Raw genomic sequence first — 13,975 nt, 5'->3', positions numbered from 1 at the left:
TTGCGGCGTGGCGGCGATTGTCGCACAGCCACCGTGCAGAATAATCGCGATCAAGCCTTCTGCATCGGGGCATTTATGCGGACAATCGAGCCTTTGATCGTTGGAGCCCGGAATGAAAGCCCGCTGGGATATTTTTTGCAGCGTCGTCGACAACTACGGCGACATCGGCGTGACCTGGCGCCTGGCCCGGCAACTGGTGGTGGAGCATGGTTGTGACGTGCGCTTGTGGGTTGATGACCTGCGGGCCTTCGAGCGCATGTGCCCGGAAATCGATGTGCAGCGGGATACGCAATGGCAGGAGGGCGTTGAAGTGCGCCACTGGCCGGCTGAATGGCCCGGGACCGCGTCCGCCGATGTGGTCATTGCCGCATTCGCCTGCCAACTGCCTCCCGACTATATGGAAGCCATGGCCGCGCGCGAACGTGCGCCGTTGTGGATGAACCTGGATTACCTCAGCGCCGAAGACTGGGTGGTGGGGTGTCATCGCCTGCCATCGGTGAAGTTCAAGGGCGTGCAGAAGTACTTCTTCTTTCCCGGTTTTCGTGTGGGAACGGGCGGTTTGTTACGTGAGACGGGCCTGTTGGAGCAGCGTCAGGCGTTTCAGCAAGATGGCGCCGCGCGTCAGCAATTCCTGCAATCCTTGGGCGTGTTTCCTGCGCCGGATGCGCGTTTGATGTCACTGTTTGCCTATGAAAATGCAGGGCTCGCCAGTTGGCTGGACGTGTTGGCGACGGACGGGCGCGCCACTCATCTGCTGGTTCCGGAAGGGCGCATCCTGGGTGATGTGCAGCGCTGGCTGGGCGTTGAGGGGCTGGTAGCGGGCGATATCCACGTGCGCGAGGCCCTGACCGTGCAGGTGCTGCCGTTCGTGCGCCAGGAACAATACGACCGTCTGCTGTGGAGTTGCGAGTTCAACGCGGTGCGCGGTGAAGACTCGTTCGTGCGCGCCCAGTGGGCCGGGCGCCCGCTGTTGTGGCACATCTATCGGCAGGACGAAGACATCCACTTGGACAAGCTCGATGCGTTCCTGGCGCTCTATACCGCTGCGTTATCCCCGGCCGCGAAGGCTGCACTGATCGAGCTCTGGCAAGCCTGGAACACGGAGGGCGATATGGCACAGCCGTGGAAAATGTTGCTGGAACACTGGCCGGAGGTGAGCCTGCACGCGCAATCGTGGTGTCTGGAACAAGGCTTGCAGGCCGATCTTGCGACGGCGCTGGTACAGTTTTATGAAAGTTGGATATGATACGCCACCTTGAATTTTGTAAATCCCATCCAAATTTCGGATATATGCAATGAAAACTGGTAAAGAACTGAAACCCGGTACAGTGATCCGTCTCGAAAACGACCCTTGGCTGGTTCAGAAAGCTGAGTTCACCAAGTCTGGTCGTAACAGCGCAATCATGAAGACCAAGCTGAAGAACCTGCTGACCGGTTACAAGACCGAGATCGTTTACAGCGCCGACGACAAACTGGACGACGTGATCCTCGACCGCAAAGAAGCGACCCTGTCCTTCATCAGCGGCGACACCTACACGTTCATGGACACCACCGACTACACCATGTACGAGCTGAACGCTGAAGATATCGAAGCCGTTCTGCCGTTCATCGAAGAAGGCATGGAAGACGTTTGCGAAGCTATTTTCTTCGAAGAGCGCCTGGTTTCCGTAGAACTGCCGACCACCATCGTGCGTAAAGTGGCCTACACCGAAGGTTCCGCTCGTGGCGACACTTCGGGCAAGGTCATGAAGCCAGCCAAGCTGAGCAACGGTACCGAGCTGCAAGTTGCCGACTTCATCGAAATCGACGACCTGATCGAAATCGACACCCGTGAAGGTGGTTCGTACAAAGGTCGCGCCAAGAAGTAATTCTGGCCCTGCCGATACGAAAAAAAGCCCGACCTAGAGTCGGGCTTTTTTGTGGACGTCACTTTTACTTCAGGTGCTGCTTGAGCTCATCCGCGGCTTGGAGCAGGGCTGAACGGACTGCCGGTACCTGGCTGACCACGTTGAGCAAACCGTAGTCGTGGATCATGCCGTTGTAGCGTACGGCGGTCACCGGCACACCGGCTGCGTCCAGCTTGCGGGCATAGGCTTCACCTTCGTCACGCAGCACGTCGGCGCCGGCGGTCTGGATCAGCGCGGGCGGCAGGCCCTTTAGCTGGTCCGTGGTGGCCCGCAATGGCGAGGCGTAGATCTCGGCGCGTTGCTTGGCATCGGTGGTGTAGTTGTCCCAGAACCACTTCATCATGTTCCGGGTGAGGAAGTGCCCTTCGGCATATTGGTTATAGGACCCGGTGTCGAAGTTGGCGTCGGTCACCGGCCACAGCAGCAACTGGAACTTGATCGCTGGCGTGCCCTTGTCCTTGGCCATCAGGCTGACCACCGCCGCCATGTTGCCGCCGACACTATTGCCCGCGACCGCCAAGCGCTTGCCATCGACGTTGATCTCTTTACCGTGCTCGGCCACCCATTTCGTGGCGCCGTAGGCCTGGTTGATCGCCACCGGGTAATGCGCTTCTGGCGAAGGCGTGTAGTTGACGAATACCGCCGCCGCCCCCGAACCCACGACCAGGTCCCGCACGAGGCGTTCATGGGTCGGGTAATCCCCCAGCACCCAGCCGCCGCCATGGAAGAACATGAACACGGGCAATGTGCCCTTGACCCCGGCTGGACGCACGATGGTCAGGCCCAGGGGCTTGCCATCGACCTGGATGGTCTTCTGGCTCACATCCGCCTGTGGCAGCGTCAGCCTCACACCGGCCTGGGCGCCGGCCAGTACGGCACGGGCGTCCTGTGGCGTCAGTTGCTCCATCGGTTTACCGGTACCTGCGTTCAACACATCCAGGAAGGCCTGAGTGTTGTGCTCGACATCACCGGTTGCAGCAAACGCGCTGGTGATGGACAGGGCGAGCAGGGTGCCGGTGAGCGCTTTACCAATTGTGTTCATTGTTCTCTCCAAGGGCGGCCGAGTTCATTTAGACGGTCACGTGCAGGCGTACATCGACGTTGCCACGGGTGGCGTTGGAATACGGGCACACCTGGTGGGCAGCATCGACCAGGCTTTGCGCGTCGTCCTGGGCCAGGCCCGGCAGATTGATGTTCAGGTCGATGTCAAGACCGAAACCACCAGGGATCTGGCCGATGCCGACGTGGGCAGTGATCGACGCGTCATCGGGGATTTTGCGTTTGGTCTGGCTGGCGACGAACTTCAGTGCGCCAATAAAGCAGGCTGAGTAGCCGGCGGCGAACAGTTGCTCAGGGTTGGTCGCCTGGCCGCCAGCACCGCCCAGTTCTTTGGGGGTGGTGAGTTTTACGTCGAGGATGTTGTCGCTGGAAACAGCACGGCCATCACGGCCGCCGGTGGCGGTGGCTACTGCGGTATAGAGAGTTTGCATGGTGTCGTCCTCTTGGTTTTTAGCGCTAAATGTTTGCGCGCTAAGTAGTTGGTGAGGCGAATGTATAGCGCTAATGTTTTGCGCGCAAGATAAATTTACAAATTATTTTTGTGAGCGACTGTCAGTCAATGTGGGAGGGCGCTAATGAAATTTGCTGCAACCGATTCTTGTAGTGAGCGGGCTTGCCCGCGCTGGGTGGCGGAGCCGCCCCAAAACCAGTCATCCAGCTCTACCTGGAAGAATGCGGAGGCCGGGTTGAGGCGGCTTCGCCACCAGCGCGGGGCAAGCCCGCTCACTACAGGGGGAGTGGCAATAGGTCTAGATGGCGTTCTGCAGATTGCTCCGCAATGCAACGAGATCTGCCTGCAGCTTAAGTAATTGTTCCAACTCCAAACCGCTGGCGCCGAGAATGCACTGTGGAATGCCCATAGCCTTGTCCTGCAAGGCGCGGCCGGCGTCGGTCAACTCCACCACGACAACCCGTTCATCTTCACGGCTGCGGGTGCGGCTGAGCAGACCTTCGGCCTCCAGCCGCTTGAGCAGTGGGGTCAGTGAGCCCGGGTCGGTCAGCAGTCGGCTGCTGATTTCGCCGACGGTCAAACCGTCTTCTTCCCACAAGACCATCATGGCCAGGTATTGCGGGTAGGTCAGGCCAAGGGCTTGCAGCAGCGGTTTGTAGACCTTGGTCATCAACAGCGATGTGGAGTGCAGGGCAAAGCACAGCTGGTTGTCCAGCATCAGTGATTCGCATGGGGCAGGGTTCTTGCTCATGGCGGTGCCTCGAAAAAGCGTGTCTGGGCTGGAATCTAGCGGCCAAATCTTTAATGCGCCAGATAATTCTGTCTGCCCGGTCAGACCAAGCCGCTTTGCAGCGCCAGATCCCAAGGCGGCACAGGGCTGAAACGTGACTTGAGGTATTCCAGCAGCAAGCGACTGCGGGCGTTGGCCTGTTGTTCCAGGCGCAGTGCGTAGATTCCTGTGGTTTCCGGGCTGGGCAGGCCGTTTTCGCAGAACAGCGGTAGCAATTCGCCGCGTACCAGGTATTCACTCGCCAGCCAGGTGGGAAGGTGAGCGATGCCCAACCCTGCCAAAGCGCCCGACAGCAGCGCCTCGGCATTGTTGGCGCTCATGCGGATACGTTTTGGGCGATAGGTGGCGCGGCGCCCATCCAGTTCGAAGCGCCAGGCGAACATTGGCGCCAGCCCATCCCAGTCCAGGCCGTCGTGGTCGCTGAGTTCGTGCGGATGAGTGGGTGTACCGCGGTTTTTCAGGTAAGCCGGGCTGGCGCAGGCGATGCGCACGATACTGGCCAGGGGCGTGGCAATCAGTCGGGTGTCGACGATATGCCCGGCGCGCAGCACCAGGTCAACCTTGCCCAGGTGCGCGCCCTGCATGTCCACAAAGCTGTCGATCAGGTGCAGGTGCACATCCAGGCCTGGGTACACATTCAGGAAGTCGGCAATCACCGGGGCGAGGTGCCGCCGACCAAACGCCGCCGGTGCATCCACACGAATCAAACCTTCCGGCGCATGGCTCAAGGACACCGTCTCGGCCCGTGCCAATTGCAGTTCGCTGACGATCCGCCGCGCACGCTCGGCAAAGGCCAGGCCTGCCGGTGTGGGCACCACCGCATGGGTGCTGCGCTGGAACAACTGGCTGCCCACCGAGTTTTCCAGGCTGTCGATACGTCGCGCCACCGCTGAAGGTGTCAGCGGATGGCGGCGCGCAGCCGCAGAAAAACTGCCGGTTTCCAGCACATCGAGGAACAGACCCAGTTGATCGGTCAGGGCATTAGGATTCATGGAATATACGCTTATGCGAGATTGGCACAGCCATTGTGCGTTGCTGTGCGTTTCCGCGCCAGAGCCGACTGCGTAGCATGCAAGGCCTGGGCTTCTGGAGTAATGAGCGGTGTTGGATTTGGCGATGTACCTCTTATTGGGCGCGGCTCTGGGCACGGTCGGCGGGCTGTTTGGCATTGGTGGCGGGTTGATTGCAATCCCGGTGCTGGGCGTGTTGTTTGGCCTGGATCAGCAGCTTGCCCAAGGCACGGCACTGGTCATGGTGGTGCCTAACGTGATGCTGGCCCTGTGGCGTTATCACCAGCGCAACCGCATCGAACTGCGCCACGCACTGCCATTGGGCGTGATGGGTTTCAGCTTTGCCTGGCTCGGTTCTATCTGGGCCGTGGGCCTGGACGCGGGGGCCATGCGCGTCGGCTTTATTGCGTTTCTGCTGACGCTGGCGGCCTACAATCTGCTGCGCATGTTCACGCGCAATGCGCCGCCCACCGCGCAGATGCGCTATTCCTGGCCTTGGCTGGGTGTGTTGGGCGCGGCCTCGGGCTCCATGGGCGGCCTGTTCGGCGTGGGCGGTGCGGTGGTTGCCACGCCGGTGCTGACCAGCGTGTTTGGCACCACCCAAGTGGTAGCCCAAGGCCTGTCCCTGGCGCTGGCGTTGCCCAGTACCGGCGTGACTCTGGTGACTTACGCCTGGCACCACGAAGTGGACTGGATGATCGGTGTACCGCTGGCCGTCGGCGGCCTGTTGAGTATCAGTTGGGGCGTGAAAGTGGCCCACGCATTGCCGGAACGCGTGCTGCGCGGTTTGTTCAGCGGCTTCCTGGCGGTTTGTGCGGTGATGCTCACCTTCAAAGTTTGAAGCCTTCGAGGATGTATTCGGCCAGGCATTCGGTGATCGGCGAAGTCATTGCCGGGTTGCGCAACAAACGCAGGTTCACCGACGGCAATGGCGGGAATCCTTCTTCGCTGCCCAGAATGCGCAGGTCTTCGGTCACCAGGCTTTCCATGCTGACCGTGACAGCCAGGCCTGCGCCGACCACCGCCTGGATCGCCGCGCCATTGGAGCTGTGGTAGGCCAGGCGGTAATCACGCCCCACCGCATCGAGCGCGGCGCGGGTCCACTGGGTGCAAAAACTGTCCAGGCCGGAAATGGCCAGCGGCAGAGACTCATGTTCTTCCACGCAAAAGCACGGCGCCGCCACCCAGACCATGCGCTCATTGCGCAGCAGTTCGCCGATTTCACTGCCGGGCTCGCGGCTGATGACGGTCAGTGCCAGGTCCCGCCGCTGCATCAACACCAATGACGACTCACAGTGCATCTCGATCTGGATCAACGGGTACGCCTTGGAGAACCGCTTGAGGATGCCCGGCAGGTAGCGCATCACGTAGTCGTCCGGCGTGCCGATGCGCACCAGCCCCACCATATGCGGCTCGCGCAGCGTGTTGAACACCTCGCTGTGCAATTTCAGGATGCGCCGCGCATAGCCCAGCAGCACCTGGCCTTCGGGCGTGAGCCGCACCTGGCGGCCGTCGCGCTCAAACAGCTTGCGCTGCAGCACGTCCTCTTCCAGGCGTTTCATCTGCATGCTCACCGCCGATTGCGTGCGGTTGACCAGTTCTCCCGCGCGGGTGAACCCGCCCTGATCGGCGATGGCGACGAAGGTGCGCAGCACGTCAGTGTCGATGCTCGGGTAGCCTGACAATTGATCAATCTCCGAGATGTATTGCATAAAAAACATTCGTTGGATTGATCATAGTGCCAAGCACACACTGGCGTCATCCCCACTGGAGGGCGAAAAGATGAAAGGTCAAACCGGGTTTGTGTTGATGGCGAAACGTCCGTTTTCCGGGCTGTTTCACACCGTGGCGCGCTGGCAGGCGCTGCACCATGAGCGCCAGATGCTGGCGAGCCTGAGCGACGAAGCGCTCAAGGACATCGGCCTCAACCGTGCCGATGTAGAGCAAGAGCGTCACCTGCATTTCTGGGAAGACCCGCTGCGAAAATGATCGCGGATGCAGTAGGGTAGTCGGCGAGCCCACACGGAGACCCCCATGCCTGCCGACCTGTCATTTTCACTCAAGCAAGCTCGACGCATGGCGCTGGCGGCCCAGGGATTTTCCGGGCGCCAGGCGCCTGCGCTGATCAAGGCCGCGCACCTGAACCGGATGATCGATCGGTTGGGGGTGTTGCAGATCGATTCGGTGAATGCCGTCGTGCGTTCCCATTACCTGCCGCTGTTTTCCCGTTTGGGCAACTACGCCCCCTTGATGCTTGAACAGGCGGCCTGGAGCCAGGGCCGGCGACGTTCGCTGTTCGAATATTGGGGGCATGAAGCCTCATTGCTGCCCATGGCGCTGTACCCGCTGATGCGCTGGCGCATGGAGCGAGCCAAGCAAGGGCAGGGCATCTATTCGCAGATGGCGCGTTTTGGTCGTGAACAACAGGCCACTATCCAGCGCGTGCTGCGCAGCGTTGAGCAGCAAGGCGCATTGGGTGCGGGCAGCCTGTCGACCCGTGAGGAGCGGGCCGGTCCGTGGTGGGACTGGAGTGATGAGAAACATGCGTTGGAATGGCTGTTCGCGGCCGGCTTGGTCACGGTTGCAGGACGGCGCGGTTTTGAACGGCTCTATGATTTGCCGGAGCGTGTCATCCCGGACGACATCCTTCAACACCCCGCCTTGAGCGAAGCCGAGGCCCACCACGGCTTGCTGCTGCACAGCGCCACTGCGCTGGGCGTGGGCACCGAGAAAGACCTGCGTGATTATTTCCGCCTGGATCCGGCCGACAGTCGCAGCGCTTTGGCGGAACTGGTCGAGGATGGCCAGTTGGTGACGTGCCAGGTCCAGGGTTGGAAGTCGCTTGCCTATTGTCTTCCCGAACCCCGAGTGCCGCGCAAGGTTCCGGCCAGCGCCCTGTTGTCACCCTTTGATTCACTGATCTGGGAGCGCAGCCGCACCGAGCGTCTGTTTGATTTCCGGTACCGGCTGGAGATCTACACACCACAGGACAAGCGGGTGTTCGGCTATTACGTGCTGCCGTTTTTGCACAACGAACGGATTGCCGCACGCGTCGACCTGCGCGCCGAACGCGCCAATGGGCGCCTGGCCGTGCATGCGGTGCATGAAGAAGAACCGGCTTTGGACGAAGAGGGCATGCAGGCGCTGGCTGCGAACCTGCTGCAAATGGCCAGCTGGTTGGGGCTGGAGCAGGTGCAGCTCAATTGCCAGCGACCGAGTGCTGATAGGTTGCGGGTGGCAATGGCTAAAATGGATAGTGGTTTTTAGGGCCTCTTCGCGAGCAAGCCCGCTCCCACACTTGACCGTATTCCAGAGGAGGTACGCGTACAAATGTGGGAGCGGGCTTGCTCGCGAAGGCGACAGCCCAGACAACTAAAATCTCAGCGCTTAACTTGCTTTAACGTCTCCGCAATCAAAAACGCCAACTCCAACGACTGATCGGCATTCATCCGTGGGTCGCAATGAGTGTGGTAGCGGTCCGATAAACCGTCCTCAGTGATCGGCCGCGCGCCCCCGATGCATTCGGTGACGTTCTGCCCGGTCATTTCGATGTGGATGCCGCCTGCATACGTGCCTTCGGCCTGGTGCACCTGGAAGAACGCCTTCACTTCGCTGAGGATCTGCGCAAAGTCACGGGTCTTGTAGCCACTGCTGGCCTTGATGGTGTTGCCGTGCATCGGGTCGGAGCTCCACAGCACCTGCTTGCCTTCGCGCTGGACGGCGCGAATCAGGTTTGGCAGGTGGTCGCCGACCTTGCCGGCACCCATGCGCGCGATCAGGTTGAGGCGGCCTGGGTCGTTGTCCGGGTTGAGGATGTCGATCAGGCGGATCAGGTCGTCGGGGTTCATGCTCGGGCCGACCTTGACCCCGATCGGGTTGTTCACGCCACGCAGGAACTCGACGTGGGCGCCGTCCAACTGGCGAGTGCGATCACCGATCCAGAGCATGTGGGCCGAGCAGTCGTAGTAGTCGTTGGTCAGGCTGTCGCGGCGCACGAACGCTTGTTCGTAGTTGAGCAGCAAGGCTTCGTGGGCGGTGAAAAAGCTGGTTTCGCGCAGTTGCGGCGAATCGTCCATGCCGCAGGCGCGCATGAAGGCCAGGGTTTCGTCGATGCGGTCGGCCAACTGGCTGTACTTTTCGGCCAGGGCGGAGTTGGCGATGAAGTCCAGGTTCCACTTGTGCACCTGGTGCAGGTCGGCAAAGCCGCCCTGGGCAAAGGCGCGCAACAGGTTCAGGGTGGCGGTGGACTGATGGTACGACTGCAGCAGGCGGTCCGGGTCTGGCACGCGGCTTTTTTCGTCGAAACCGATGCCGTTGACGATGTCGCCACGGTAGGCCGGCAGAGTGATGCCGTCGATGGTCTCATCGTTGGCCGAACGCGGCTTGGCGAACTGGCCGGCCATGCGCCCGACTTTCACCACCGGGCAACCGGCGGCGAAGGTCATCACGATGGCCATCTGCAGCAGCACCTTGAAGGTGTCGCGGATCTTGGCCGCTGAGAACTCGGCAAAACTCTCGGCGCAGTCACCGCCCTGCAACAGGAACGCGCGACCCTGGGTCACTTCGGCAAACTGACGGCGCAACTCGCGGGCTTCCCCGGCAAACACCAGCGGCGGGTAGCTGGCCAGGCTCTGCTCCACCTGCAGCAAGTGTGCAGCGTCCGGGTACTGGGGTTGTTGCTGGATCGGCAGGGCGCGCCAGCTGTCGGGGCTCCAGGGTTGGCTCATCATGAACTCGATTGGGTGGTTGACGGTCGGGCGCCAATGTTATCAGCAATTAGTGCGTGACCTGTTGCCGCCGGTTGGCCGACAATCGCGCCTTTGCAGTGCCCAACCCGTTAGGAGTAGTGATGACCGAGGAGCGTGTCGAGCGCCTGCTGGCCGAAGTCCATGATGATTTCGGCATGATCCGTGTGCTCGAAGTGGCCGATTACCGTTTTCTCGAGTTTGGCGATGCCATCGAGCAAAGCTGCGTGTTTACCGCCGATCCGAGCTGGCTGGAATACGACTACACCCGCGCGATGCTGATTGGTGCGCTGTGCCATGAATTGCCGGAGAGTGCGCTGTTCCTGGGGCTCGGTGCCGGTACGCTGACCCAGGCGTGCCTCAAGTTCCTGCCGCTGGAGGATGTCGAGGCCATTGAGCTGCGCCCTGACGTACCGCGCCTGGCCATCGAGTACCTGGGGCTGGATGATGATCCGCGGTTGTACATTCGCATCGGCGACGCCCTGCAACTGCTGGAGACGGCCGAGTCGGCCGACCTGATTTTCGTCGACCTGTACACCGATGTCGGCCCCGGCGTCGGGCACCTGGCCTGGACCTTCCTGGAAAACTGCCAGAAGAAACTCAACCCGGGTGGTTGGTTGGTGATCAACCAATGGGCCACGGATGATGGCAAGCCGTTGGGCGCCGCGTTGCTGCGTGGGTTGTACCACCGGCATTATTGGGAACTGCCGGTGAAGGAGGGCAATGTGATCCTGCTGGTGCCGTCAGACCTGGACCAGCCGCTGGATATGCAGGCGCTGTCGGCCCGCGCCGAAGCCTTGGCGCCGCGGTTGGGGTATTCGTTGCAGTCGCTGATCAAGGCGATCCGGCCTGCGACCTAGTTGTCTGTACCGACGCCTTCGCGAGCAAGCCCGCTCCCACATTCGGCCGCATTCCAAAGGATGTACATGTACAAAGGTGGGAGCGGGCTTGCCCGCGAAGAGGCCATCACTGCCGGCGACTAAATCCCCTTGAACACCCCCGGCCGCTTCTCGACCATCGCCCGCACACCCTCCTTGGCATCTTCACTGTTCAGCAACTTATCCACCATCGGCGGCAACGCCGCGGCCGCCACCGTTTCACCTTCCATGCGCGCCAGTCGCGCCGACATCAAAGTGGCCTGCACACCCAGCGGCGCCTGGCGTGCAATGCGGTTGGCCAGCTCAAGGGCGCGCGGCAGCAGGTCTTCGCTGGCCATCACTTCCTGTACCAACCCCAGGCGCAGGGCCTCGTGGGCGTCAAACTCGTCGCCGGTGAGCAGCCAGCGCATCGCGTTGCCCCAGCCGGCGATCTGATGAAAGCGCAAGGTCGCGCCGCCAAACGGAAAGATCCCACGCTGCACTTCCATTTGCGCAAAGCGCGTATTGCTGGCGCACAGGTTGATATCGGCGGCCAGCATCAGCTCAATGCCAATGGTCAGGCAGTAACCCTGGGCGGCGACGATCACCGGTTTACTCACCCGTGGACCGGCGAATACGCCCCAGGGATCGCAGCCGCCCAACGGGGGCTGCCAGCCTCCGGCCATCACGCCGCTGACATTGGCCAGGTCCAGCCCGGCGGTGAAGTGATCGCCGTGGGCAAACACCACGGCCACCCGGGCCTCCTCGTTTCGATCAAATTCGCCATAGGCCAGACTCAATTCATTGAGCAGGTCCAGGTCAAAGGCATTGCGCTTGGCGACTCGGTCCAGGCCCAACAGCAGGACATGGCCCTGTAATTCACGGCTGACGCGACTGCTGCTGGCTTGATTCATCGGGTGTGCCCTCGGGCGCAGGGAAGGTTTCAGACCAAAGGGTCCAAAGGGTTAGGTGAACCGTTTAAGCGTTGTGACCAACAGGGCCGGGCCTTTGAAAAATAGACCCTGGCGCGCTTATCTGCAAAGACTGTGACACAGCGCGGTTTATCGGTGCTTTGCGATAAAAAAAGCTCCCTTTTTCAGGTATTTCCGGTATAGTGCGCGCCGGCCTTTAACCGGGCCGCGTTTAGGTAGCGCAATTCCCCGAAGTCAGCTTCGGCTGCACGTCCGCACAGCGGACTCTTCCTTGACGAATCTTTTTCATTCATTCGTTTTCGCAAATCCCCGCCGACAAAGCAGCCAGGGCGACTCTTGAGTCTCAACACGGCATGCGCAGCTTTGGAGCATGGGTCTTTGCGGATGCACTTAGAGGCAGACCCATGACCCAGGAAACCGGCGGCTTCGCCGCTTTTAATCTGAACCCGAATATTCTTGCAGCCGTCGCAGCGACCGGCTACGAAGAGCCTTCGGCGATTCAGCAGCAATCGATCCCGATCATCATGGCCGGCAAGGACATGATTGGCCAGGCGCAAACCGGTACCGGCAAAACCGCCGCGTTCGCTTTGCCTATCCTGCAGTGCATCGACCCTGCCAAGCGCGAACCGCAAGCCCTGATCCTGGCGCCAACCCGTGAGTTGGCGCTGCAAGTAGCAACCGCTTTTGAAACCTACGCCAAGCAAATGCCAGGCGTCACCGTTGTGGCCGTTTACGGCGGCGCGCCGATGGGCCCACAACTCAAGGCAATCCGTAATGGCGCACAGATCGTTGTCGCCACCCCGGGCCGTCTGTGCGACCACCTGCGTCGTGATGAGAAAGTGCTGTCGACCGTGAACCACCTGGTTCTGGACGAAGCTGACGAAATGTTGAAGCTGGGCTTCATGGATGACCTGGAAGTCATCTTCAAGGCACTGCCTCCGACCCGTCAGACCGTGCTGTTCTCGGCCACCCTGCCACAGTCGATCCGTGCCATTGCCGAGCGTCACCTGCGTGACCCGGAGCACGTCAAGATCCAGACCAAGACCCAGACCGTTACCGCGATCGAACAGGCTCACCTGTTGGTTCACGCTGACCAGAAGACCTCGGCTGTCTTGAGCCTGCTGGAAGTCGAAGACTTCGACGCCCTGATCATGTTCGTGCGCACCAAGCAAGCGACCCTGGACCTGGCCAGTGCCCTGGAAGCCAAAGGCTACAAAGCCGCTGCGCTGAACGGTGACATCGCCCAGAACCAGCGTGAGCGCGTGATCGACTCCCTCAAGGATGGCCGCCTGGACATCGTTGTAGCGACCGACGTTGCTGCTCGTGGTCTTGACGTTCCACGTATCACCCACGTGTTCAACGTTGACATGCCGTACGATCCAGAGTCCTACGTTCACCGTATCGGCCGTACTGGCCGTGCAGGTCGCGAAGGTCGTGCACTGTTGCTGGTGACTCCACGTGAGCGCCGCATGCTGCAAGTGATCGAGCGTGTGACTGGCCAGAAAGTTGCCGAAGTCCGCCTGCCGGACGCCCAGGCTGTCCTGGACGCGCGCATCAAGAAACTGACCAACAGCCTGTCGCCGCTGGTGGCTGATGCTGAATCGACCCACGGCGACCTGCTGGACCGCCTGACTGCCGATATCGGTTGCACCCCGCGTGCCCTGGCTGCAGCCCTGCTGCGCAAAGCAACCAACGGTCAAGCCCTGACCCTGGCTGCCATCGAAAAAGAACGCCCACTGGTTCCGAACAGCGCGCCACGCGGTGATCGTCCAGAGCGTTCCGGCGACCGTCCAGACCGTGGTGATCGTGAGCGTCGTGCTCCGGTTCCATTGGCTGAAGGCCGTGCTCGTTGCCGTACCGCGCTGGGCGCGCGTGATGGTATCGCTGCCAAGAACCTGCTGGGCGCTATCCTCAACGAGGGTGGCCTGGCACGTGAAGCCATCGGTCGTATCCAGGTCCGTGACAGCTTCTCCCTGGTGGAGTTGCCGGAAGACGGTCTGGAAAAACTGCTGACCAAGCTGAAAGACACTCGCGTTGCCGGTAAGCAGCTCAAACTGCGTCGCTACCGCGAAGATTGATCCGCCCTTGGGCTGATTGATCGCACATAAAAAATCCCCGACTGGTTCGGGGATTTTTTTTGCCTGGTATTTTCGGATCAACACTCGCCAACTGTGGGAGTTGGCTTGCCTGCGATAGGATCACCCTGGTCTGCCTGGCACAACGA

General features: G+C 60.9%; 14 protein-coding genes. 7 read left to right on the top strand and 7 right to left on the bottom strand.

What is annotated here, in order from left to right; genetic code table 11:
* Positions 1–112 precede the first annotated feature (112 nt).
* Both earP and ACVWVP_RS09790 read left to right on the top strand, forming a co-directional pair.
* Positions 113–1,246 (top strand): elongation factor P maturation arginine rhamnosyltransferase EarP, encoded by a 1,134-nt coding sequence (gene earP, locus ACVWVP_RS09795; RefSeq protein ID WP_457405489.1) that lies wholly within the window; start codon positions 113–115, stop codon positions 1,244–1,246.
* Between the two features lie 49 nt (positions 1,247–1,295).
* The gene (locus ACVWVP_RS09790) at positions 1,296–1,868 is read left to right on the top strand and encodes an elongation factor P (protein ID WP_003172723.1); all 573 of its coding nucleotides are present in this window, start codon (positions 1,296–1,298) and stop codon (positions 1,866–1,868) included.
* Between the two features lie 64 nt (positions 1,869–1,932).
* Here the strand turns inward: ACVWVP_RS09790 and ACVWVP_RS09785 are convergent, their stop codons facing one another.
* The 4 genes from ACVWVP_RS09785 to ACVWVP_RS09770 form a co-directional block, all read right to left on the bottom strand.
* Complete coding sequence (locus tag ACVWVP_RS09785) at positions 1,933–2,949, bottom strand: alpha/beta hydrolase (protein WP_259173304.1); 1,017 nt, start codon at positions 2,947–2,949, stop codon at positions 1,933–1,935.
* A 28-nt stretch (positions 2,950–2,977) separates the two neighbouring features.
* Positions 2,978–3,397, bottom strand: a complete 420-nt coding sequence (locus ACVWVP_RS09780) for an organic hydroperoxide resistance protein (RefSeq protein WP_178924994.1) — start codon at positions 3,395–3,397, stop codon at positions 2,978–2,980.
* A gap of 318 nt (positions 3,398–3,715) precedes the next feature.
* Positions 3,716–4,168: a MarR family winged helix-turn-helix transcriptional regulator gene (locus ACVWVP_RS09775; protein WP_178924996.1), complete on the bottom strand. Its 453-nt coding sequence runs from the start codon at positions 4,166–4,168 to the stop codon at positions 3,716–3,718.
* 80 nt (positions 4,169–4,248) lie between these two features.
* Complete coding sequence (locus ACVWVP_RS09770; protein ID WP_457405484.1) at positions 4,249–5,199, bottom strand: LysR family transcriptional regulator; 951 nt, start codon at positions 5,197–5,199, stop codon at positions 4,249–4,251.
* Between the two features lie 109 nt (positions 5,200–5,308).
* Between ACVWVP_RS09770 and ACVWVP_RS09765 the strand changes: the two genes are divergently transcribed.
* Positions 5,309–6,058, top strand: coding sequence for a sulfite exporter TauE/SafE family protein (locus tag ACVWVP_RS09765; RefSeq protein WP_457405482.1), 750 nt, complete (start codon positions 5,309–5,311; stop codon positions 6,056–6,058).
* Here ACVWVP_RS09765 and ACVWVP_RS09760 read toward each other — a convergent pair.
* The gene (locus tag ACVWVP_RS09760; protein WP_178925002.1) at positions 6,048–6,929 is read right to left on the bottom strand and encodes a LysR family transcriptional regulator; all 882 of its coding nucleotides are present in this window, start codon (positions 6,927–6,929) and stop codon (positions 6,048–6,050) included. The genes ACVWVP_RS09765 and ACVWVP_RS09760 overlap by 11 nt on opposite strands.
* A 70-nt stretch (positions 6,930–6,999) precedes the next feature.
* Here ACVWVP_RS09760 and ACVWVP_RS09755 point away from each other — a divergent pair, with 70 nt between their 5' ends.
* Positions 7,000–7,206, top strand: a complete 207-nt coding sequence (locus ACVWVP_RS09755; protein WP_256732950.1) for a DUF1127 domain-containing protein — start codon at positions 7,000–7,002, stop codon at positions 7,204–7,206.
* A 45-nt stretch (positions 7,207–7,251) separates the two neighbouring features.
* Positions 7,252–8,484: a winged helix-turn-helix domain-containing protein gene (locus ACVWVP_RS09750; protein WP_457405479.1), complete on the top strand. Its 1,233-nt coding sequence runs from the start codon at positions 7,252–7,254 to the stop codon at positions 8,482–8,484.
* Between the two features lie 113 nt (positions 8,485–8,597).
* Here ACVWVP_RS09750 and ACVWVP_RS09745 read toward each other — a convergent pair whose 3' ends face one another.
* A complete protein-coding gene (locus tag ACVWVP_RS09745; protein WP_259173301.1) occupies positions 8,598–9,944 on the bottom strand; it encodes a class II 3-deoxy-7-phosphoheptulonate synthase in 1,347 nt (448 codons plus the stop codon).
* Between the two features lie 122 nt (positions 9,945–10,066).
* On the opposite strand from ACVWVP_RS09745, the gene ACVWVP_RS09740 reads away from it, so the two are divergent.
* Complete coding sequence (locus ACVWVP_RS09740) at positions 10,067–10,822, top strand: spermidine synthase (RefSeq protein WP_178925008.1); 756 nt, start codon at positions 10,067–10,069, stop codon at positions 10,820–10,822.
* A gap of 119 nt (positions 10,823–10,941) precedes the next feature.
* Here the strand turns inward: ACVWVP_RS09740 and ACVWVP_RS09735 are convergent, their stop codons facing one another.
* A complete protein-coding gene (locus tag ACVWVP_RS09735; RefSeq protein WP_178925010.1) occupies positions 10,942–11,733 on the bottom strand; it encodes a crotonase/enoyl-CoA hydratase family protein in 792 nt (263 codons plus the stop codon).
* Between the two features lie 422 nt (positions 11,734–12,155).
* On the opposite strand from ACVWVP_RS09735, the gene ACVWVP_RS09730 reads away from it, so the two are divergent.
* Positions 12,156–13,829 carry a DEAD/DEAH box helicase gene (locus ACVWVP_RS09730; RefSeq protein WP_178925012.1) on the top strand — a complete coding sequence of 558 codons (1,674 nt, stop codon included), beginning with the start codon at positions 12,156–12,158 and terminating at the stop codon, positions 13,827–13,829.
* Positions 13,830–13,975 lie beyond the last annotated feature (146 nt).

The organism is Pseudomonas sp. TE24901, assembly GCF_054058375.1.
Note: the sequence above shows the minus strand (reverse complement) of the source record. Positions and strands in the feature narration are given on the sequence as shown.

Bases quoted from the DNA above. Each gene is read 5' to 3' on its own strand.
- earP (WP_457405489.1), top strand. From the start codon at position 113: ATGAAAGCCCGCTGGGATATTTTTTGCAGCGTCGTCGACAACTACGGC.
- ACVWVP_RS09790 (WP_003172723.1), top strand. From the start codon at position 1,296: ATGAAAACTGGTAAAGAACTGAAACCCGGTACAGTGATCCGTCTCGAA.
- ACVWVP_RS09785 (WP_259173304.1), bottom strand. From the start codon at position 2,949: ATGAACACAATTGGTAAAGCGCTCACCGGCACCCTGCTCGCCCTGTCC.
- ACVWVP_RS09780 (WP_178924994.1), bottom strand. From the start codon at position 3,397: ATGCAAACTCTCTATACCGCAGTAGCCACCGCCACCGGCGGCCGTGAT.
- ACVWVP_RS09775 (WP_178924996.1), bottom strand. From the start codon at position 4,168: ATGAGCAAGAACCCTGCCCCATGCGAATCACTGATGCTGGACAACCAG.
- ACVWVP_RS09770 (WP_457405484.1), bottom strand. From the start codon at position 5,199: ATGAATCCTAATGCCCTGACCGATCAACTGGGTCTGTTCCTCGATGTG.
- ACVWVP_RS09760 (WP_178925002.1), bottom strand. From the start codon at position 6,929: ATGCAATACATCTCGGAGATTGATCAATTGTCAGGCTACCCGAGCATC.
- ACVWVP_RS09755 (WP_256732950.1), top strand. From the start codon at position 7,000: ATGAAAGGTCAAACCGGGTTTGTGTTGATGGCGAAACGTCCGTTTTCC.
- ACVWVP_RS09750 (WP_457405479.1), top strand. From the start codon at position 7,252: ATGCCTGCCGACCTGTCATTTTCACTCAAGCAAGCTCGACGCATGGCG.
- ACVWVP_RS09745 (WP_259173301.1), bottom strand. From the start codon at position 9,944: ATGAGCCAACCCTGGAGCCCCGACAGCTGGCGCGCCCTGCCGATCCAG.
- ACVWVP_RS09740 (WP_178925008.1), top strand. From the start codon at position 10,067: ATGACCGAGGAGCGTGTCGAGCGCCTGCTGGCCGAAGTCCATGATGAT.
- ACVWVP_RS09735 (WP_178925010.1), bottom strand. From the start codon at position 11,733: ATGAATCAAGCCAGCAGCAGTCGCGTCAGCCGTGAATTACAGGGCCAT.
- ACVWVP_RS09730 (WP_178925012.1), top strand. From the start codon at position 12,156: ATGACCCAGGAAACCGGCGGCTTCGCCGCTTTTAATCTGAACCCGAAT.